At 33.9% G+C, this 20,170-nt stretch carries 23 protein-coding genes and 1 pseudogene; 3 read left to right on the top strand and 21 right to left on the bottom strand.

Translation table 11 applies throughout. The features are described from left to right. Nucleotides 1–115 precede the first annotated feature (115 nt). The 10 genes from traK to Q0998_RS00070 form a co-directional block, all read right to left on the bottom strand. Nucleotides 116–739, bottom strand: coding sequence for a conjugative transposon protein TraK (gene traK, locus Q0998_RS00115; protein ID WP_299665189.1), 624 nt, complete (start codon nt 737–739; stop codon nt 116–118). Between the two features lie 16 nt (nt 740–755). Further along, complete coding sequence (gene traJ / locus Q0998_RS00110) at nt 756–1,748, bottom strand: conjugative transposon protein TraJ (RefSeq protein WP_299665186.1); 993 nt, start codon at nt 1,746–1,748, stop codon at nt 756–758. Nucleotides 1,749–1,770: 22 nt separating this feature from the next. Further along, nucleotides 1,771–2,397 (bottom strand): DUF4141 domain-containing protein, encoded by a 627-nt coding sequence (locus Q0998_RS00105; RefSeq protein WP_299664523.1) that lies wholly within the window; start codon nt 2,395–2,397, stop codon nt 1,771–1,773. An 81-nt stretch (nt 2,398–2,478) separates the two neighbouring features. After that, complete coding sequence (locus Q0998_RS00100) at nt 2,479–4,980, bottom strand: TraG family conjugative transposon ATPase (protein WP_299664520.1); 2,502 nt, start codon at nt 4,978–4,980, stop codon at nt 2,479–2,481. Continuing rightward, nucleotides 4,977–5,303 carry a DUF4133 domain-containing protein gene (locus tag Q0998_RS00095; protein ID WP_299664517.1) on the bottom strand — a complete coding sequence of 109 codons (327 nt, stop codon included), beginning with the start codon at nt 5,301–5,303 and terminating at the stop codon, nt 4,977–4,979. The genes Q0998_RS00100 and Q0998_RS00095 overlap by 4 nt, the downstream gene beginning before the upstream one ends. Before the next feature lie 3 nt (nt 5,304–5,306). Next, nucleotides 5,307–5,615 carry a DUF4134 domain-containing protein gene (locus Q0998_RS00090; RefSeq protein WP_299664515.1) on the bottom strand — a complete coding sequence of 103 codons (309 nt, stop codon included), beginning with the start codon at nt 5,613–5,615 and terminating at the stop codon, nt 5,307–5,309. A 293-nt stretch (nt 5,616–5,908) separates the two neighbouring features. Beyond that, nucleotides 5,909–6,490: a hypothetical protein gene (locus tag Q0998_RS00085; protein ID WP_299664512.1), complete on the bottom strand. Its 582-nt coding sequence runs from the start codon at nt 6,488–6,490 to the stop codon at nt 5,909–5,911. 12 nt (nt 6,491–6,502) lie between these two features. After that, on the bottom strand, nt 6,503–6,898 hold the full coding sequence (locus Q0998_RS00080; protein ID WP_299664509.1) for a DUF3408 domain-containing protein: 396 nt from the start codon (nt 6,896–6,898) through the stop codon (nt 6,503–6,505). 3 nt (nt 6,899–6,901) lie between these two features. Further along, nucleotides 6,902–7,054 (bottom strand): hypothetical protein, encoded by a 153-nt coding sequence (locus Q0998_RS00075; RefSeq protein WP_299664507.1) that lies wholly within the window; start codon nt 7,052–7,054, stop codon nt 6,902–6,904. A 72-nt stretch (nt 7,055–7,126) separates the two neighbouring features. Further along, the gene (locus Q0998_RS00070) at nt 7,127–7,930 is read right to left on the bottom strand and encodes a ParA family protein (RefSeq protein WP_299664504.1); all 804 of its coding nucleotides are present in this window, start codon (nt 7,928–7,930) and stop codon (nt 7,127–7,129) included. A gap of 582 nt (nt 7,931–8,512) precedes the next feature. Here Q0998_RS00070 and mobA point away from each other — a divergent pair. Genes mobA through mobC form a run of 3 tightly spaced genes read left to right on the top strand, consistent with a single transcriptional unit; the run spans nt 8,513 to nt 12,148 of the window. Beyond that, nucleotides 8,513–8,932, top strand: a complete 420-nt coding sequence (mobA, locus tag Q0998_RS00065; RefSeq protein ID WP_299664501.1) for a conjugal transfer protein MobA — start codon at nt 8,513–8,515, stop codon at nt 8,930–8,932. Next, the gene (gene mobB / locus Q0998_RS00060; RefSeq protein ID WP_299664498.1) at nt 8,917–10,161 is read left to right on the top strand and encodes a conjugal transfer protein MobB; all 1,245 of its coding nucleotides are present in this window, start codon (nt 8,917–8,919) and stop codon (nt 10,159–10,161) included. The genes mobA and mobB overlap by 16 nt, the downstream gene beginning before the upstream one ends. Next, complete coding sequence (gene mobC / locus Q0998_RS00055) at nt 10,145–12,148, top strand: conjugal transfer protein MobC (protein WP_299664495.1); 2,004 nt, start codon at nt 10,145–10,147, stop codon at nt 12,146–12,148. The genes mobB and mobC overlap by 17 nt, the downstream gene beginning before the upstream one ends. An 89-nt stretch (nt 12,149–12,237) precedes the next feature. On the opposite strand, the gene Q0998_RS00050 is transcribed toward mobC, so the two are convergent. The 11 genes and pseudogenes from Q0998_RS00050 to Q0998_RS00005 form a co-directional block, all read right to left on the bottom strand. Then, the gene (locus Q0998_RS00050) at nt 12,238–12,963 is read right to left on the bottom strand and encodes a DUF6088 family protein (RefSeq protein WP_299664492.1); all 726 of its coding nucleotides are present in this window, start codon (nt 12,961–12,963) and stop codon (nt 12,238–12,240) included. A gap of 130 nt (nt 12,964–13,093) precedes the next feature. Further along, nucleotides 13,094–13,327: pseudogene (locus Q0998_RS19350) on the bottom strand (DUF1016 N-terminal domain-containing protein); the annotation flags it as partial. A gap of 93 nt (nt 13,328–13,420) precedes the next feature. After that, nucleotides 13,421–13,681: a hypothetical protein gene (locus Q0998_RS00045; RefSeq protein WP_299664489.1), complete on the bottom strand. Its 261-nt coding sequence runs from the start codon at nt 13,679–13,681 to the stop codon at nt 13,421–13,423. 560 nt (nt 13,682–14,241) lie between these two features. Further along, nucleotides 14,242–15,309, bottom strand: coding sequence for a ribosome small subunit-dependent GTPase A (gene rsgA / locus Q0998_RS00040; protein ID WP_299664486.1), 1,068 nt, complete (start codon nt 15,307–15,309; stop codon nt 14,242–14,244). Nucleotides 15,310–15,338: 29 nt separating this feature from the next. Next, the gene (locus Q0998_RS00035; RefSeq protein ID WP_299664483.1) at nt 15,339–16,133 is read right to left on the bottom strand and encodes an MBL fold metallo-hydrolase; all 795 of its coding nucleotides are present in this window, start codon (nt 16,131–16,133) and stop codon (nt 15,339–15,341) included. Between the two features lie 61 nt (nt 16,134–16,194). Continuing rightward, nucleotides 16,195–16,746 (bottom strand): hypothetical protein, encoded by a 552-nt coding sequence (locus Q0998_RS00030; RefSeq protein ID WP_299664480.1) that lies wholly within the window; start codon nt 16,744–16,746, stop codon nt 16,195–16,197. A gap of 513 nt (nt 16,747–17,259) precedes the next feature. Further along, a complete protein-coding gene (locus Q0998_RS00025; RefSeq protein WP_299664477.1) occupies nt 17,260–17,565 on the bottom strand; it encodes a type II toxin-antitoxin system RelE/ParE family toxin in 306 nt (101 codons plus the stop codon). Continuing rightward, nucleotides 17,562–17,804: a type II toxin-antitoxin system ParD family antitoxin gene (locus tag Q0998_RS00020; RefSeq protein WP_299664475.1), complete on the bottom strand. Its 243-nt coding sequence runs from the start codon at nt 17,802–17,804 to the stop codon at nt 17,562–17,564. The genes Q0998_RS00025 and Q0998_RS00020 overlap by 4 nt, the downstream gene beginning before the upstream one ends. A 410-nt stretch (nt 17,805–18,214) precedes the next feature. Then, nucleotides 18,215–19,183, bottom strand: coding sequence for a M23 family metallopeptidase (locus tag Q0998_RS00015; RefSeq protein ID WP_299664472.1), 969 nt, complete (start codon nt 19,181–19,183; stop codon nt 18,215–18,217). Between the two features lie 8 nt (nt 19,184–19,191). Further along, complete coding sequence (locus tag Q0998_RS00010; protein WP_299664469.1) at nt 19,192–19,488, bottom strand: hypothetical protein; 297 nt, start codon at nt 19,486–19,488, stop codon at nt 19,192–19,194. A gap of 4 nt (nt 19,489–19,492) precedes the next feature. Continuing rightward, complete coding sequence (locus tag Q0998_RS00005; RefSeq protein ID WP_299664466.1) at nt 19,493–20,002, bottom strand: sigma-70 family RNA polymerase sigma factor; 510 nt, start codon at nt 20,000–20,002, stop codon at nt 19,493–19,495. Nucleotides 20,003–20,170: the final 168 nt, after the last annotated feature.

Genomic DNA, 20,170 nt, shown 5'->3' with positions numbered 1-20,170 from the left:
TAGCCATAACAACACTTTACGCTGTCTGGGCGGTAGGGTTTTACATTGTTTTTGTAACCAATCAGTTATTTTTTGTTTGCTACTCATTTTTTTAATTTCCTTCCCTTGGTAAGGGTCATCGCTTTATGGTTTGCAAATTTTTATTGACTAACACTCGAAAATTTTCAATAGTAAAGCCTTGTGGATTGTTGTCTGAACGTACCGAATTGATTAATTGGCAAGAGGTCACCAAACTCCGTTGGGTTTTATTACTGGCTCTGATAATCCATTGTTTGGCATATAACACCATAGCATACGGATAGGTATCAAAATTTGTTTGAATACTATCTATAACAATCCGTTGGTGAATGTTGCCCGAAATCATACGGTTATAGTAGCCTTTTTCCGAAAGATCTTTGTAATAGTCAAAGGCACTTCTGTCTGCCATAAACAAGGCTCTTTTAATATTTGATTCGATGGCTTTATTATCTGGGGCAAGGGTAAAAAACAACTCATGAAATCGACGAATATGTTCTCGGGCTTCTACTGGACGGTTTAATGAGGCATCTTGTGACAACGCCAGCATTAACGATTTTCCTTTGTCCAGTACGTAGATCTTTTGGCGTTGTGCTTCGGCAAATTGGTAAGAGCTGAATACTACATATCCTACAATTCCTGCACACAATACCACAAACAGCATGCTCAACAAACGAATTTGTTTAAAGCTACTTTCTACCGTAGTTAGCGTCTTAAATTCAATATTTTTCTTCATTATTTTATGGTTTTAATCTTCCTCTAATATTCCCCGTAGCTGCACCTGCTCCAGCACCTACCATATTGCCTGCTTTTTTGGAAGATTGATTGATATTTCTATGATAATTGCCCATACCTCCAGCTTGTATAATCCAATTGGATACCGTGGGAATGGTGAAGTAGCCAATAATTCCAATCAACATAAATACGGTATAGACCGTATTGGAATCATCAGGAATATAATCGGGATCTGACAAGGCTTCGATATCCTTAGTTAACATCAATACTTGAATTTTACCTAGCATCGCTCCGAATAGATTAGAAATGGGTAACCATAAATACACACTGATATAGCGATTAAGCCATTGTATCAATGTGGATTGAAATCCATCCCACACGGAAATCGCAAAAGCTATCGGTCCTAAAATGGATAAGACCACCAGAAAGAAAGTGCGAATGGTATCTATGATTAAAGAGGAAGCGTGAAAAATAAGTTCTAACAACGATCTAAAAGCATCCTGAATGCTCTTTTTCATTTCGTACATTCCTTTCTCAATATACATTCCAGACATGGTGGCTAAATCTGAAGGTAACCAACCTAGTTCTTCTAGTTTTTTATCAAATTCCTCGTTACTAACTAAATAAGCGGTTTCAGGATTTCGAAGCAATGCTGCTCGCTCTAACTGATCTTTTTGGATTTGGTATGCTTGCATATCAAAGGTTTGTGTCTCTAGAATGCTTGCCGTTCCTGATACTACAGGACTCAATATACTGTTAATAGTTCCTAGTACAATGGACGGAAAAAACAGGATACACAAACCAATTGCAAACGGACGTAACATCGGGTACACATCAATAGGTTCAGCTCTAGCCAAAGCTTGCCATACTCTTGAGGATACATAAAACAATGCACCCAAACCAGCCAAGGCTTTGGCGATGCCTATCATCGTACTGCATAAAGGCATCATTTCGGTATATAAACTCCGTAATACCTGATGCAAATTGTCAAATTCTATACCTAAAAACATGTGCTTTGAATTACCAGTTACGTTCGTTTAGGGTTCCATATAAAGCCAATACACGCTGGGTATCGCCTTTCTTTTTAGCTCGTAAATAGCTAATTCCGATATTTTTTTGTGTGTAGTAATTCAATAGATTACGATAGTCTTTGATTTCTTTATACAAACGGTCTATCACATCCATCCGTTCTTTATCATTCATGGACAAGGTGGATGGGTTCACAATTTCTTTCAGCTCTATGACCAAACCACCACTTTCTTCTAATAGCTTCGAATAGCCAAAGGCGATGGCAGTTAGTTCTTGGGGGGTATAGCTTTCATCTTGAAGCATTTTTTGAAAACTGTGTACATATACCTCTGATATTTCGCCAATCATCAGTACTGCTTGCTGTACTTTTCTCGCATCCTTTACTAAATTATTGACACTTTTAAGTTTGTCATAATACTTTTTTCCTTGCTCGTAAATCTTTACCGTTTCCTTAAAGTTGTTAATCATATTACTCGCCGTAGCTGATGTTTGTATGATTTCTTGAGCGGTATTGACAATACTTTGTATCAAATTCCCAGGGTCACTTACTACCCATTGCGCTTGTGTACTGCTATGAAAACCGATCATAAACAATACGATATAGATTGTTTTTTTCATTTTTATATTTTTAAAATTTATATCCTATTTCTACCACCCTATTTTCTCTTTCCTTTGGACTATTTGCGATAGCAAATACCACTAGGGATGGGCTTTTCTTTTTGTTGCCAATTGCTTAATAGCAAATTCAATATTTCCTTGGTGCTCTTTAGCAAGTTGTAGCACCTTCATTTTTTCGGTTTCTTCGGTGGTATAGGTCAAATATTCTTCTGCACTTACCTCAGTAGCGTAAACCGCTGATTGTGTGCCGCCCAAACCAATCCAAACCTCTTTGTATAAGCGACTGGGGTGATTGTTGAGATTGATCGATAAAATCTGTGCTTTCTCCTTTTCGGTAAGTCCTAACACCTCTTGAATGCCATCAAATTTGTTCATATACTTACGTTGGTCGAGTAGGATCTTACAATCGGAATTATTGATAATAGATTCCTTAACAATAGGTGATTGAATAATGTCATCCACTTCCTGTGTAACCACAATGGCTTCTCCAAAAAACTTTCGTACCGTTTTAAATAGATATTTAATGTATTCTGCCATGCCTTCTTTAGCAATCGCTTTCCAAGCTTCCTCAATCAAAATCAGTTTACGAATCCCTGTCAATCGGCGCATTTTATTGATAAATACCTCCATAATGATAATCGTAACAATTGGAAATAGAATTTTATGGTCTTTAATGGCATCAATTTCAAACACGATAAATCGTTTGCTCAACAGGTCTAGTTCTTCCGTGGAGTTTAGCAAATAATCGTATTCACCTCCTTTGTAATAAGGTTCTAATACATTAAGGAAGTTTGCCAAATCAAAATCTTTTTCTCGTACCGATTTTTCTTCCAAAATGGTTTTATAATCGGTTTTTGAAAACTCATAAAATCCGTTGAACGAGATATCGGTAGTTGCCTCTTTTTGAATACTTTTGATAAACAAGTTTACTGCATTGGACAACGCCACTTCTTCCGAACGTGAAGCAGGTTCATCATCTCGTTTCCACAAGGTCATAATGAGTGTTTTGATACTTTCTCTTTTTTCAATATCAAACACACCATCGTCTGTGTAAAAAGGATTGAAAGCTATGGGATGGTCTTCTGTATAGGTAAAATAGACTCCGTCTTCACCAGCTGTTTTTTGACGAACTAATTCGCACAACCCTTGATAACTATTACCTGTATCTACCAGCAATACGTGCGTTCCTTGTTCGTAATATTGTCGAATCAGGTGGTTGGTAAAAAAGGATTTTCCACTTCCCGAAGGTCCCAAAATGAACTTGTTTCGGTTGGTAATAATTCCTTTTTTCATCGGTAAATCGGAAATGTCTAAATGAATGGGCTTTCCTGTCAACCGATCCACCATTTTGATTCCGAAAGGAGATAACGAATTGTGGTAATTGGTTTCTTGGGTAAAGAAACACAGTGCGGGGTCTATAAACGTATAAAAACTTTCTTCGGCTGGAAAATCTCCTGCATTGCCTGGAATTCCCGCCCAATATAAAGTGGCGGTATCTACCGTATTGTGATGCGGACGGCATTCCATGAGTGCTAACTGACTTCCGACATCATTTTTAATCTGTCGCAGTTCTTGTCGGTCATCGCTCCATGCCAATACATTACAGTGACAGCGTACGGATGTCAGTCCTTTAGAATGGGCTTCGTTTAAATAATCCTCTATCCATTCTTTATTAATTTGGTTACTTCTACTGTACCTGCCCAGCGAGTGCATATTCCGAGCTGATTTTTCAAATTTCCGTAAATTCTCATCACTATTATCTATAAAAATATATTGGTTGTAGATATGATTACAACTGAGCAATAAGCCTACGGGCGAGGCAAAAGACAATCGGCAATCGCTTTTATCGGTAGATAATCGTTCAAAACGAGTGTCGGTACTTACTTGATTGGGTAAATTTTCCGTGTCGGACAATGTGTGCAAGCATAAAATTTTATCGCCTATTTGGACTTCATCTACTCCTAAATGAATATCTTGTAATGTAAAATTATCATTTCTAGACAGCGATAAATATTCTTCTAACAGTCCTTTTTTAGCAGCGGAACCGAGAATGTCGGTATCAGTTAAACGTTGTAAATCAACATAGCCCGAATCATTGATAATTCGTTCAAATTGATCCACCGATTCCATAAACTTGAGCAGGATTTCTTTGTCCCTAATTTCTTTCGGAACCAAATGTTTGCGTGTCAGCGCAGAAAAATTACTTTGAAGGCGCATCCGCTCCTTGGTAGTTTTGGTGACATACACATAACAGTGATGTGATAAAAAAGGGCGTTCATTAAAATGCTTTTCAAAACTGCGAGAGAGAAAACTCAAATGGTCTTTTTGGATTTCGGGCTGGTAGGTTTCTTTTAAAAACCAATCTTGCTTATGTACAATGGTATAATCAGGGAGTACCTTGATGGCTTTATACCATGCGGAATGAAGGGCTTCGTATTCCTTTGCAGTCACTGTAAACAGTTCAGGTAAGGTTACTTTAAACGCGATGGTGATATCCGCATCCTTGCTAATGATACAATTGTGTTCCACCGCCCAAATTGGAAGCTTTTTTGCGAATGCACTTCTTTTTGCTATCGGTCTCATCGGTCTTGATTTTGAGTGTTGATAATCGAACGCACTGCGCGATGACGGGTAATAAATCGTGGATGGCTTTTTTGTGCCGAACGCTTCATCAAACCATGTTCACCATAGGCATTGTTGATAGCAAACGTTTTCAATATCAGAAAACCACCGCTACCTAATCCTAGTGTTAAGCATACATATGGATTGATACCAATCATATACAATATGACAACCGCAATAAAAAGACCGAGTAATCCGCCTGCAAAAATAAACAGATATTGTGCCTTTAAACCTTTAAATTCTACGGTACGCCCGATGCCTTTATTAATTTGAAATGCTGCCATAATCTATAAGAAAAAGGAACGTAAAATGGTTGCCGATACAATCAAGAAGATACATGCCCCAAACCACGAAGCTGCGGTTTTAGAAGTATCTGGATCTCCTGATGAAAATTTGTTATAGACTTTTACGCCTCCGATTAAACCCACCACTGCACCTATAGCGTAAATGAGCTTGGTGGCTGGGTCAAAGTAGGAGGTAACCATTCGAGTGGCTTCATTAATACCTCCTGCGCCGTCTTGTGCATATGCTCCAATACCATATATTAAAAAGTATAGGATACAAAAGGCTATTTTTTTATAAATTTTTGTTTTCATTTTTTTGATGATTTTTTAATGAATTGAATGCTATGAAGTGTCTGAACCTTTTTATTTTTGTGCTCAAATAATTGCCGTTGATAGTGATGGAACTTATCCATACTTGAAATGCTGTTGTATAAAGTGTTTTTCTATCATTCTTATATGTTTTAAGCTTTTTTTTAGCTTGTTTTACACGAATGTAGCGAGAGTAAGAAAGCCTTTTTAGAATATAAACTTTATGGCTTTCGTTGGCTTTGGGAGGGTAGGGTTTGGATATTTTAAAGGATGTGATATTGATTTTTATGTTTGTTTCATACAAACTCTTGAATATCAAAATCACGCCAATCCTTCTTGATCGTTGGTCGGATAGCCAGGTGCTTGTCCAATAATTCTGAAACACGTTCTTGTGCTTCTGGAATTAATTTGTTTAGCATTTCTAACAATGCTGTATCCGCAATTTTTACGGCTAGAGGTAATGTATCAGGCGTTGGTTCTTCTTGAGTTAATAGCGCTGGTATTTTTTGCAATTCTTCAAAACTCAAACCTGTGGCAAAATCAGTATCATTTTTTACAGAAAAATTAGTTTTTAATTCTTCTTCCTCTTCTAACAATTCTACTGGATTGATAAAAGTTTCCATTTTTGGCGAATTAAAAATGGTATCTAACTTAGCTGTAGGTATTGCTTTATTGGCTTTCTTTTCTACCACCTCATCAAATTGTATTACAGTTTCCACTTTATTTAAAGCGACTTTACTTTTCCCCATAATTTGAATACTCTTTTTTGTACGTTTTGTTTTTTTAGGTGTATTTTTTCGTGCTTTTTTAAAACGAAAACGGTCAATCCATAAAATGAGTAATAACAATAAAATAATAAATTGTAACAACATTTCCATAATAGTTGCTTTTTATAAAATAGGTTTGTATTTATCTTTAAACTGTTTTTTAATATCGGTTTCAAATTCCCTAAAATGATGTTCTAAAATTTTATCGAGATAGCCTGAAATAGGTATTTGATTATCACCAATTACTTGCGTTATTCGGAGTAATCGTTGGTGAAATTCTTTTCGGATGGAAATAGACTTTCCATTACGAGCCGTTAAATCGCTTTTTTGTAAAAATAATTCTTGAAATGACGTTTGTTTTTTTGCCACTAAACTGATAGCTAATTTTTCTTTAGATTTCAGGTTTTTCTTTTTGGGTGCTGTTTCTCTCATTTCAGGCAACGCTCGGTCTTCTGAAAATGAATGTGACATCATCTCCATTAGTTTATCTTCGTTGATGGGTGCTTCTTTTTTCTTCATTTTCTATAAAGTTTTTTGGCTCTTACGAGTTTGTTGTTTTGTGGTTAATTTTTCTTTGTTGCTTCTCACTTTTTTTTTAGCTTCTTTCCAAGCTTCTCCTATGCTAGTAGCTGATTTTCCTTCAAATAGATTTTTCAAAAATTGTGCTGCATTCATACTGTTCCAATCTGAAAAAATGGTAAAAAAATCTATTTTATAGGCAAAGCATACTGCTTTAGGATGGTTTTGTCATACATCAATTTTGCCTTTTTCTAACCTTTTATCTTTTTCATTGCTATGATGTAAGAGATGTAAAAATTCATCGATAAAAATGTCCAATCGAGCATGTTTAATCAATCGATGATGAGGGGGAAATAAAGTAGCGCGAAATACCAATCCGTTACCAATTTCCAAGAGTTCTTTACGGAAACGTTTGCTATCTGAAAAATAGTGTTGCATCAGATGTAAATCTAATTGACTGATTACCTTTTCATACATCTTGTAGAGGGGCGATTTTTCTCGTCCATCCACCATATTCCAGAATAGATACAACCCTTTATTATTGGGTTGTTTTTTAAATAGCTCGGAGATTACTTGATAAAAAGACAAAGTGCTTTCCATCACCAACCTATCGGCTGTCATTGGCGAAAAAATAACATCCATTCCCATGAGTGTTTGTAATATTCCCGATGAATTTACCGTTCCAGGCAAATCAAAAAAAGCGATGTCATAGGATATGGGACTTTCTTTTAAAAACCGTTCTGCTTCTTGTAGAGCGGTATCTGCATGGCATGGAATAACAGGATATGCTTTTTTGTTTAAATGAGAAAATTGAGTATGTGCCATCCGTTTGTAATGGTCATGTTCCATAACTACTTTTAGCTCTCGTTCACGTTGCTTTACGATACTCAGTTGTGGATAATCACAATCAAAAAGTACCACTTGATAGCCCATTTTGTAATGCAAAATACTTGCGGTTAATATCGTAATGGCACTTTTGCCTACACCTCCTTTTTGAGAGGAAAAACTGATTTTTAAAGGTTCTTTTTTCATTGAATAAATTTTTACTGTTTACAGGTTTGTTCGTAGATCTGTTTGTACGTCCGCATGTCGGTGCTAGTGTACATAGGTTTGTTTATATATCCGTGTGCTAGAACGCAAGTACGTACGTGCCTCGATGCGCTTGTACTTTGGTACGCTAGAACATATACACGTCTGTTCTTTTGCATATGCATCGTTACGCTCATGTATTTATGCGTTAGAACATCGGTACGTTGGAACGTGCTGACGTTCCACACATCAAAAAAACAACACTTTTAACTTATTTTTTAGGGACTCCACTTTATGACGTTTTATGGCTTCAAAAGACGCCTTTTGTCACTGGTTATTGTAGTGTTACATTCATTTTTTCGCTTTTACTTTGTAGTGATAAGATCTCAGAGTTGTGATGTCCCATCACAACAAAAAAATCAATTTAAAAACTGTTCAGCAGAACAGAGCAAGTTGTGTAATGCGTGCCTCAAAATGCATTTTGTGCCGCTCATTACAAACTTGTCCTACGGAGTTTAAAATCCCTCCGAAGTCGAGGATTTTTGGAAAAGACGAATTGGAATTTTTACAATAAAACGATCTAAAATGAAGAAAGAAAACACCAAAAAAGGACGAAAACCCAAAGAAAACCCGCTAGCATACCGCTATGTGTTTCGATTAAATGCAACAGAAAATGCCGAGTTTTTAAAACAATTTGAGGCATCTGGACTGGATACCAAAGCCAAATTTATCCGTGCAATAGTCTTTGAAAAGGAAATTAAAGTGGTGAAAATCGACAAATCAACACATGATTATTATATGCGATTGACCTCGTTTTATGCTCAATTTAGAGCTATTGGTGTAAACTATAATCAAACGGTCAAAGCATTGCACACAACATTTACTGAAAAAAAAGCACAGTTTTTACTTTTAAAGTTGGAAAAACTCACCATAGAACTCATTATGGTGTCCAAAGAAATTACGCACCTCACCCAAAAATTTAAAGAAAAATGGTTGCAAAAATAGGACGTGGAAATAACCTGATAGGAGCATTGATTTACAATCATAAAAAGGTAGAAAAGGGTAAAGGCAACATTTTACATGGCCATAAGATGATTGAACCCTTGGGTGAAAGGTTTACCATTTCCTTATTAGAACAATCTTTTAAACCGTATCTCATCGCTAATAAACGTACCGAAAAACCAATACTACACATCTCCTTAAATCCTAGTCCAAAAGATGAAGTTTCAGATGAGTTATTTCAACAGCTATCAGAAAATTATATGAACGAAATGGGATATAGGAATCAGCCCTATGTGGTCTTTAAACATACGGATATTGACCGTGCTCACATTCATATTGTTTCGGTTTGTGTCGATGAAACAGGAAAACGAATCTCGGACAGTTTCGAGAAAAGGCGTTCTATGAAAGTTTGCCGAGCATTAGAAAAACAATTTGATTTATCTCCTGCGGTAGCTTCAAAAAAGAAAGAAGCAATTCCTTTACAAAAAGTGGATATTACACAGGCTAATCTGAAACGACAAATTGCTTCTGTGCTAACCTTTGTGAATGAGTATTACCATTTTCAAACATTTGGTGAATACAAAGCCCTATTGTCTTTTTTTAATGTTACTGCACAGGAAGTGAGAGGTGAAATTCACGGAAAAGAAAAAAAAGGGTTGGTGTATTTTGCTATCGATGATTTGGGTAAAAAGGGAAGCCACCCGTTACCATCATCACGATTCCCACAACCTGTGAGTTTAGCTGATGTGCACCGAAAAATGGAAAAATCGAAAATCTTTGTTCAGCAACACAAACCACAAAAACGACTTCGTGGGTTGGTCACTCAGGCCATACAAAATGCTCAAACACAAGCCGATTTTAGAAGCTATTTGCAGGAGCATAAAGTATCGCTTTTTGTTCGAGAAAATGATAAAGGAAGAATTTATGGCGTAAGTTTTATAGATCATGCCTCAAAAACAGTACTTAATGGTTCCCGGTTGGGCAAAGCTTTTTCAGCCAATGTGTTTCATCGTTGGTGGAAGGAAGGAGAATCCCCAATTCTGATTGCTGATAATATAAAAGACCCTCCAACAGAACTTATACAAGAGGAACCGATCGCAGAAGCAGACAGCTTCTCTAATGCACATTCTTGGGAAGCCTTGAGTTTACTGCCGATGGATATTCCTTTAGAAAATGATGAGGATATCATCAAAAAGAAACGGAAAAAGAAGAAAAATGCAAAACGAAGATGATTTAAGAGGACTCGCCAAAATAATGGAATTTATGCGAGCGATTAGTATTTTGTTTGTTGTGATTCATTGTTATTGGTTTTGTTATGAGGCGTTTACAGAATGGAAATTTACCGTAACTATCGTAGATAAAATACTATGGAACTTTCAACGAACTACAGGGTTGTTTTCATCTTTGCTATGGACAAAATTATTTGCTGTTGTCTTTCTCGGTTTATCCTGTTTGGGTACAAAAGGAATCAAAAATGAAAAAATAACAGGGACTAAAATTAGTATTGCCTTTATAGTAGGAGTGCTGTTTTTCTTTTTCAATTTTTGGCTATTAGCCGCTTCGTTATCTAAAATGAAGATTGCTATTTTATACATTTCAAGCATGTCTGTTGGATATATTTCGTTGCTTTTGGGCGGTGTTTGGATGAGCCGATTGCTAAATAATAATTTGATGGACGATGTTTTCAATATCGAAAACGAAAGTTTTATGCAAGAAACTCGTTTGCTAGAAAATGAATATTCGGTCAACCTGCCTACACGATTCTATTACCAAAAGAGATGGAATAGGGGATGGATCAATATTGTCAATCCATTTCGGGCAACGATGGTGTTGGGAACTCCTGGCTCGGGAAAATCCTATGCCGTGATTAATAATTTTATCAAACAGCAAATTGAAAAAGGGTTTGCGATGTATATCTACGATTTTAAGTTTGATGACCTTTCTACCGTAGCTTATAATCATTTGTTAAAGCATGCCGATAAGTACAAAATTCCCCCTAAATTTTATGTAATTAATTTTGACGATCCTCGAAAAAGTCACCGATGTAATCCTATTGATCCAGCATTTATGACGGATATCTCGGATGCTTATGAAAGTGCTTATACCATTATGTTGAATCTTAATAAGACATGGATTCAAAAACAGGGAGATTTCTTTGTAGAAAGCCCAATTATTTTATTAGCCTCAATCATTTGGTATTTAAAAATCTATGAAAATGGAAGGTATTGTACATTTCCGCATGCCATTGAATTTTTGAATAAAAAATATGCAGATGTATTTACCATTTTAACAAGCTATCCTGAATTGGAAAACTATTTGTCGCCTTTTATGGATGCTTGGCAAAGTGGCGCACAAGACCAATTGCAGGGGCAGATTGCCAGTGCTAAAATCCCGTTGTCAAGAATGATTTCACCTGCCTTGTATTGGGTAATGACGGGAAATGATTTTAGTTTAGACATCAACAATCCAGTAGCTCCTAAAATTTTATGTGTAGGGAACAATCCAGACCGACAAAACATCTATTCGGCAGCTTTAGGTTTATACAATAGTCGTATTGTTAAACTCATCAATAAAAAAGGGCAACTTAAATCTTCAGTGATTATTGATGAATTACCCACCATTTATTTTCGGGGATTGGATAATTTGATTGCCACAGCTCGGAGTAATAAGGTAGCCGTCTGTTTGGGGTTTCAAGATTATTCGCAACTGACCCGTGATTATGGGGATAAGGAAAGTAAAGTAATTCAAAATACAGTTGGAAATATTTTTAGTGGTCAGGTAGTGGGTGATACTGCTAAAACATTGTCGGAACGTTTTGGTAAAGTATTGCAAAAACGACAGTCTATGACGATTAACAGACAGGATACATCGACCTCTATTGCTACCCAATTGGATAGTTTGATTCCTGCCTCTAAAATAGCCAATCTTACACAAGGAATGTTTGTAGGAGCCGTATCGGATAATTTTGAGGAGCGTATTGAACAAAAGATTTTTCATGCTGAAATTGTAATAAACAATGAAAACGTGTCTGCCGAAACTAAAAAATACAAGCCCATTCCTGAGATCATTTCTTTTGTAGATAAAAATGGCAACGATAGGATGGAAGAAGAAATGAATGCCAACTACCGACAAATTAAAGTGGATGTTGAAAATATCATTTTGTCAGAAATAGATCGGATACAAAACGACCCGAGTTTAGCACATTTAGTGAAGAAATAAAATTGTAAACATATAGATTTCTGGAATTCCTTTTTGTTGAGAAGTTGCAGTTATCGCATCCTGGAATAGTTCTTTGTTTTTGTGTAGCTTCATTTAATATTCCAATTGGTTATGGTTGATAGTGCTTTTTTATCAATTCCATAATTGTATTCAGAAAGTGGATTTAGACTCTTTTTTAATGTTTGTAGTTCAATGGAAAAGTTTATTTTTTCCAACAAAGAACCCAAAAAAGCCCTCACTCTAGGTGGATAATATAAGGCACAATCAATAAGTTGTTTTACTTCTTTTAAGGTTAGTTTTTTTAGTTGATTGGAAATAATTTTAATACCTGATTTTTTATCTAAATCGGGGATTTTTTTAAAATCTTTGAGAGCGTCTAAAATTTCTAGTAGAACGTAATTTTTATCTGTCACATCTACATAACTTTTTACTGGCTTTCCTTTAATATTTCCAACTGATACTGTTATTCGTTTATCTCTACTTGCAATTTTTATATTTCTTGGTACTTGAGTTGTTAAACCCATTCTGTTGTATAAGGAAATACCTGTGATGTAGGCAATTCTTTTGTTGTTTTGGAATAAATAAGGTTTCAATAACTCTTCTTCATTAGGTTTTAACTCTCCAAAAATGGTTTGTTTAGGTTTGTAGAATACACCTGTAGAAACTCTTTTGATGATTTCTTTCTCAATTAAACGTTCAATTGCTTTTGTAGCTGCACTATATTCGTTTGATTCAATAGAAAGTTGCTGGTACTTGAAAGTGGTACCTTCTTTTAACTTGGTAATTTGCTTTTCTATTTTTTGAGCTACTTTCATTGTAAAACAAAAGTACAGAATTTATTTTATTTGTCAAGTAAACGAAACATAATACTTGACAAATATAGTGTGCTAATAAATACTATTTTACTTAATTTCATCCATTCGTTTGATTAGGTTCTTCATTTCTTTAAGTTTTTAATAAACGCTCATATAGAGAACTATTGATTTGTCTTTTTAATTCCCTTATTGACCATTGAGAATTTGATATTTCTTTTTCGTAAAAATTTCGTTTTTCCTTATTTTCAATTATTAGCAGTTCGCAAATATGCAACCAAGTAAGTTGTCCAGACAATGTTTGGACATTCGGGTATTCAAGATGAAATTTACGCATATTGAACAGATTGAAACGAGAAAATCCTTTTCCAAATTCTGTGGTTCATTGTTTTGACAATGATAAAATTATTTGTCTTGAAGACTGATTGTCAAATTCATTCCGTTGCTCGTTCTGAATAATTTATTTTCCAATTTGCCAATTTAAGAAAATTAGAGGTAATTGAAAATCAACATTTTTTATTTTAGTTATAGAAGGTTGAATTTGTTTTGAAACAACAATTTGTTCTTTTAGTGAGGGTTGTGTAATCAAATTGTGTATTTGTAAGGCTGAATAATACTCAATATAATGATTTGTTTCTTTTGCAAGGTGTCCTGCAATGGGATGCCAATCAGGCATAAAAGATGTAGCATCTTTCTCATAAGGAAGATAAAGTATAGCCATTTTTTAAACGCATTAAGAGTCCTCTTTTTACCATATCGCTCAATAATTCCTTTAGGGCAGTATTGCTCGAATTAGGCAATGCATTTACGGCTTCAGTATACCCAAAACAATTTTGATTTAATTTATTGAAATAAGAGAGAATCTTATTTGATTGCGCTGATATGTTTTTTATTCTCATAGGGTATATATCATCAGTCTAAAACTTATTTTTTAATATATTTAAGTCAGTTAAATCCTGTCTATTGCGATATGAAACATAATTTATTTTTTGGATAGCGGTAGAAAAAGGCAAGCTCTTTTTATTTTGTGAGGCAGGAGCAAAATGAGATGTGCTTGATTGTGCAGTGGACTTTATCAATTCTAAATTTGATGGTAGTACGATTTTCTGCTGTGGTTAAAACAAAAAATGCACACAAAATCGAAAAGAGTATACGCAGTACTTCTTCTGATCAGTAAAACCTAAACCTCGATTTCGCCTTATCTAAAAACTTCCTGGATCATTCAACAAGATGTATAGCGTTGGCCTATCGGCACGCCATATATTTAGTTATTATTGTACCTTAGTACTTATTTGATTTTCTTGTCTTCTTATATTGATTTATCATTTTTCCAAAATCTTTATCTTTTTTACGTTTTTCAGTAGCGGTTGACTCATAGTGTTCTTTTTCTCGTTCCATTTTCAAATAGTTTTCGAAATATGATTTGTCTATTTGTCCATTTTCTAGAGCTGATGTAATCGCACAACCACTTTCAGAGGTGTGGGTGCAATCCGAAAACCTACAATTTTGTGTCAAGTCATATATTCTTTCAAATGTACTTTCTAGTCCACCTGAACTATCTGTAATACCAACTTCACGCATTCCTGGATTGTCAATAAGTATTGCGCCATTTACCATTGGGATTAGCTCACGGTGAGTTGTAACATGTTTGCCTCTATCAATACTTGTACTGATAGTGTCTGTTTTCATTCTATTTTCCCCACTCAAACTGTTTATAAGAGAAGATTTTCCCACACCTGATGAGCCTAGAAGGCAATATGTTTTTCCTTTATAAAGCAATTTTTTCAATTTGTCCATCCCTACCTGAGTTTCATTACTCACATGGATTAAAGGAATGTTTTTAACTCTGGTTTTTATTTTGTTAAGCAAATCATTTAAGTGCTGCTCGTCTATTAAGTCAGTTTTGGTGATCACAATTATCGGTTCAATCTTGGAAGCGAAACAAAGGGTTAAATACCGTTCCAATCGGTTCAAGTTAAAATCTCTATTTACCGATTGTACAATTAACCCGTAATCGATATTGCTAGCAATAATTTGCAACTCACCAAACTTATTAACCGCCTGTCTTGAAAGCACGGAAAATCTTGGTAAAATACTATGAATGATTACAAAATCAGTCTCATAATGTATTAAAGAAACCCAATCTCCAACAGCGGGGAAATCTTTACGGCTTATAGCAGAGAACCTTAATTTTCCTGTAATCTCAGCTTCAAATTCACCTTTTCCGTTCTTTACAATATATCTTTCCTTATGCTCGGCTATTACACGTCCAATTTCAAAGCCCTTAAGATTATTATCGACTCTTAATTTTTCGAAATTATCATTATATCCTAAATCTTGAATTGTCATCCTGTTCCCTATATTTTTAGTTGACTTTTCTAGTCTAATTTAATTATGCTGGTTTTTTTGTTAACTAAAGTTTCAAACCTGTTTAATGCTGTTTTGTTTTTGATTTCATAGTGCATTGGAATAACTACTTTGGGGTTGATTTTATTTATAATCTCGGCGGCTTCTTCCTCATTCATCGTTAGGTTATCGCCTCCAATGGGAATCAAAGCAACATTAATACCATTTAGTTCTTTCATTTCAGGAATATGGTCCGTGTCGCCTGCATGGTAAATCCTTAATCCATTTTTCATTGTAAATACATAACCTACATTTTCTTTTGATTTTGGATGCGCCTTTATCCATAAGAAAACTGATTTTGTATTGTATGCTAAGGTTGTCTCAACATTAAAATCTTCAAAGTTTAACTGTTCCTTAGGTCTTACTATTTGTGTTTTATTCGAGATGTTTTTTAGCTTCTTTGAAACTCCTTTTGAACAAATTATGATTGTCTCATCTTTAAGGAGATTTTTAATATCCTTAATAGAGAAATGGTCTGGATGCGCATGCGTTATTAAAATATAATCGGCTTGTTCTGGTTTTCCAACTCCTACAGGGTCTATATAAACAATCTTATCTTCAATTTTCAACTGAAAACTAGAAGGGAAAAAGTGTGATTTGTTCACTTTAATTGCTCCCCAAGTTGTTAAGGTTATATTTTCTCCAATAGTCACTTGTTGTGGAATTGGATTTCTTTTTTCGCTTATTGATACATTTACCATGGTGCAGCCTTGATTAATTAATAATGCCAAATATAATATTGAGTATTGGAATCTATTTAGCTTCATTTCTTGTCATTCTTTTTGACAAAATTATAGAGAATAAATGTTAAATTTTAGACGCTACCGTTCATTTCGTGTACTTTTTTGATTGTTGGAACAGAAGTACCATTTTGCGAATATCTGCGAAATACGCTTTTAGCCAACTTTCGTTCAACGTCTCATCAGTAATTTGAAGATAAAAATTTTCCAAACTAAGGTGCAAAACCATTTTGGCTAGCGAACTATTTTCCGATAATGAAATTATGTTTTTCCATACAGGTATCAATCCTTCAATTGAAAATTGATTTATACGATATAGATATTTTTTGAATTCTTGGTTGTCTCTATGGATTCTTAATTGACGATTAAATAATAGATCGATCTTGTGTTCAATGATAATTGAGATTAATGCATTCTCATTCTTTGCCGCTGATTCTTTTTTTGAAATTGCTTTTGCGCGACTCAAGTGAAATTCCAATAAACGTTCCGTAAAAACGTCTAAGTCAGCAAATAAATGGTAAAATGAAGACTTATTCTTTCCAACTTCTCTTGATAACCTTTCTACCTTAAGTCCTTTTGGACCTTCGTAGGCAAAACAATTGTAGCCTTTTTCTAACCAAATTTTTTCTATTTCTCTCATTTTAAATAGCAATAAGACTTAGTTGAGCTATTTCAAGTTGAATGCGATTTGTTATATCCTTGTGTATCAAAGGCTTTTAGTTACCTGTAAAAATACATAATTTTAAGGATTTCTAAAATTATGAAATTTTAAGAAAGTTAACCATTGTTAAAGACCTTTTTACCTTTGGAAGTCTTTTATCAAAAAGAGATTATAGGTGAATTTAAATATAAAAAAAACAAAATACAATCGATAATAAGTCTTTAAAAGGAGTTTTAGTATTCTATTGTTTAAAAGAAAAATAAAGAACTAAAACTTACATACATATTCCATAGAATATAGCAAAAATGATAAAATGATCGCTCAAGTACAAAAAAGAAACCTGATGAGACACATAAGTACAAATGACTTCTTCTCAAAGTAAAAGGCAAAACCTCGATGTATCCCTTACTTAAAAAAAAACTCTGGATCAGTCAACAAGATGTATAGCGTTGGCCTATCGGTACGACATATATTTAGTTATTTGTGCAGTTTTTATTCCGCTAACCTTTTCTTCAAGTCCATTCTCTGATGTAAAATTCTAACAATTTCTACAATTTCATTTTCTGATTTTCTATAGAAAATCAGATGCGACTTGATTTTCGAGTATCTATAATTTTTCCGAGTTTGTTGAGCCGATTTTCCAATCATAAAATTATCAGCTATAAATTCGATTTCTCCGATTATTAAGTCGTAATATCTATCCGCTTGCTCTTTAGACCACTTATGAAAGGTATAAGCCCAAATATTATTTAAATCTTCAATTGCCTGTTCACTTATTCTGTATTTGTTTTTACTCATAAGTGTTTTCGATGTAATTCAGCGAGATTTTGTTTTGGGTCGAAATTTTCTACAAATCCACTTTGTTCTCCAACTTCAAGAGCCTTAATCAATTCTCTTTCTTTTTTTTCTTCACTTTCTAATAAACGTAAAGCTGAACGAATTACTTCGCTTACTGAATTATATCTGCCTGATTTCACTTCGTCTTTAATGAAATCTTCAAAATAATTTCCTATTGAAATTGATGTGTTTTTTCCCATTTTAACTAAAATTTATTCAAATATACCAAATCTTGGTAACGTATCCAAATTGCACACAACTTGTTAAATACAAAACTTTTATCCCATTACACAGCCATCACGATCGGATATACGAGAGTTTTGTTGATGCATTAATTACCACGCTAGCTTTTATTGTAAAAAGATAAAAATTCTTATTACCTGCAATGTAAATAGATTTATTGTAAACGCTTCTGTAAGTATTGTATCAATAGAAGTGCCTAAATCTTAACAAATGGACACAAAAGCGAAAAGAGTATACACAGTACTTCTTCCCATAAATAACACCCAAAACCTCGATTCCCTCCTTATCTAAAGACTTTTCAGATCAATCAACAGAATATATAGCGTTGGCCTATCGGCACGCCATATACTTAGTTATTGCCAGTAGTTTATTTGTTACTTATTTTATCATTTTTAAAGGGTGAGTAATCTGCTTTTAACTTACCATTTACTAAAATAGTATTAAAGTAACATTTTACACCTGTTGCCATATTAATATTTTCAATATTTTGAATATGAAAGTGTAAATGAGGTTCAGTGGAATTCCCAGAATTCCCACAAAGCCCCAATAAATCACCTTGTTTTACTTTTTGACCTTGGGCTACCTTAATAGTATTTTGCTTGAAGTGAGCAAAAAAAAGATATTCATCATTTATTGTTTTAATAATAACTGTATTTCCAGGGACGTATGCAGGGTTCATTTCTCCAGGGTTATTATCTTTTACACCATCAACAACCAAAACAATTTCTCCATCGCAAGGAGCAATCAATTCTTTACCAAAGGCATAATAATCTTCATTTTTTAAACCATTCGTTTTAAATGAGCTCCCTTTTTCATTGGTTATAACAAAGTCAAACGCATTTTTTTCAGCTTCACTTATTATATGATAATTTAATTCCTTTGTATCTCCTCCCCATAGTACATTCCATTCTTCTTTGAATGGTAATATAAGATTGGTGCTATTGCGATCCATTTTTGGTAGTTTATCGTCTTTAAAAGGTGTTACTGCAAAACCATTAATTTTAGAATTATTATCTAACGAAATATTTAGGGCGTAAAGTGCACGTTCAAAATTCGTTTTGTAAACAGCAACACTCCCGTTTTTATAGCTTACAAATTCTCTTTTGGTTATGTTTCCAGCTTGCGCTTTTAAATTAGTTAAGAAAGGGATTAATTTATCTTGAGGTACTGCTGTTTTCATATTATTTGAAAACATAGAGAAAATAATTTCAAAATTATTAGTATTATAGTTTTTTTCAAAGTCACTTACAACGTCTGTGTAAGTTGGTTTTTCAGTTTGTGCAAATGTTATATTTGTTATCAAAACAAATAAGCTAACTGATATAATTTTCCTCATAATTTTTATTAGTTTTTTCTTCTTAATTTGTTGATTATCTTCTTTATAAATTTTGAAATTAAATTAATATCCTTTTTGATTGAATCTTTTTCAAATTGGCTGACGTTATTTCTTTTCGTTTTAGCCCAGTTTAATTTCAAAGTAGCTATGTCTGAATTAATCGAATCTTTCTCGAATTGACTTACTTTACTTTTAAATTCATTTATGAGCTGTGATACTTGAATATTAATCTTTTCGGATTGAGGCTGTTCATTCCAAGTATCTTTTATGTCTTTCCAAATATTTTTCTGTTCACTATTCCACATAATATTATATTTTATTTGTTATACAATCCAATAGGATTTTTTTAATTCTTTTCATTTTTACTGCAATATGATTTTCTGTTAATCCAGTTATTTCTGCAATCTCTTTATACTTCAATTCTTCTAAATAAAGGATAATGATTGATTTATTTTCATTGTTTAGTTTTGAGATGCAAGAAGTCAAAGCATTAAACTTTTCGTGTTGATTATTCTCAATAGGAGTTTCTAAAGGAATGAATTGAATAGATTCTAATTGAAGTGTCTCGTTATAAGTTTTCTCTGATTTTTGTTTTGAGCGAAGACAGACATTTAGTGTAATTCTGTAAATCCAAGTGTCAACACTCGAATTGCCTTTAAAAGTTGGAAGAGATTTCCAAATTGCAAAGATTACTTCTTGGAAAAGGTCTTGAGGTTCTAAAGGTGAAATTGCGTAGATTTTACAAATTCTATAAATTTTCTCTTTATTATTTTCAAGTAGCTGTTCAAATGTTTCTGTCATTGGTTTTTTATCTTTCATTATTACTCTCTACTTATTTAGTGACAAGAGTTTTCGAAATATGACAGAATTTTCAAATTATTTACGGATTTTCTTAAATTACTGGCAACGTCAGTTCGTCTAATAACTCCGTTTTATTTTTAATTTATCCAACTAAATTACAGTATTAGTTTTACACGGGCTGTATTA

Origin of the sequence: uncultured Polaribacter sp. (genome assembly GCF_947501385.1) — a bacterium.
Lineage (GTDB): Bacteria > Bacteroidota > Bacteroidia > Flavobacteriales > Flavobacteriaceae > Polaribacter.
This window is presented reverse-complemented; position numbering and strand designations above follow the sequence as displayed.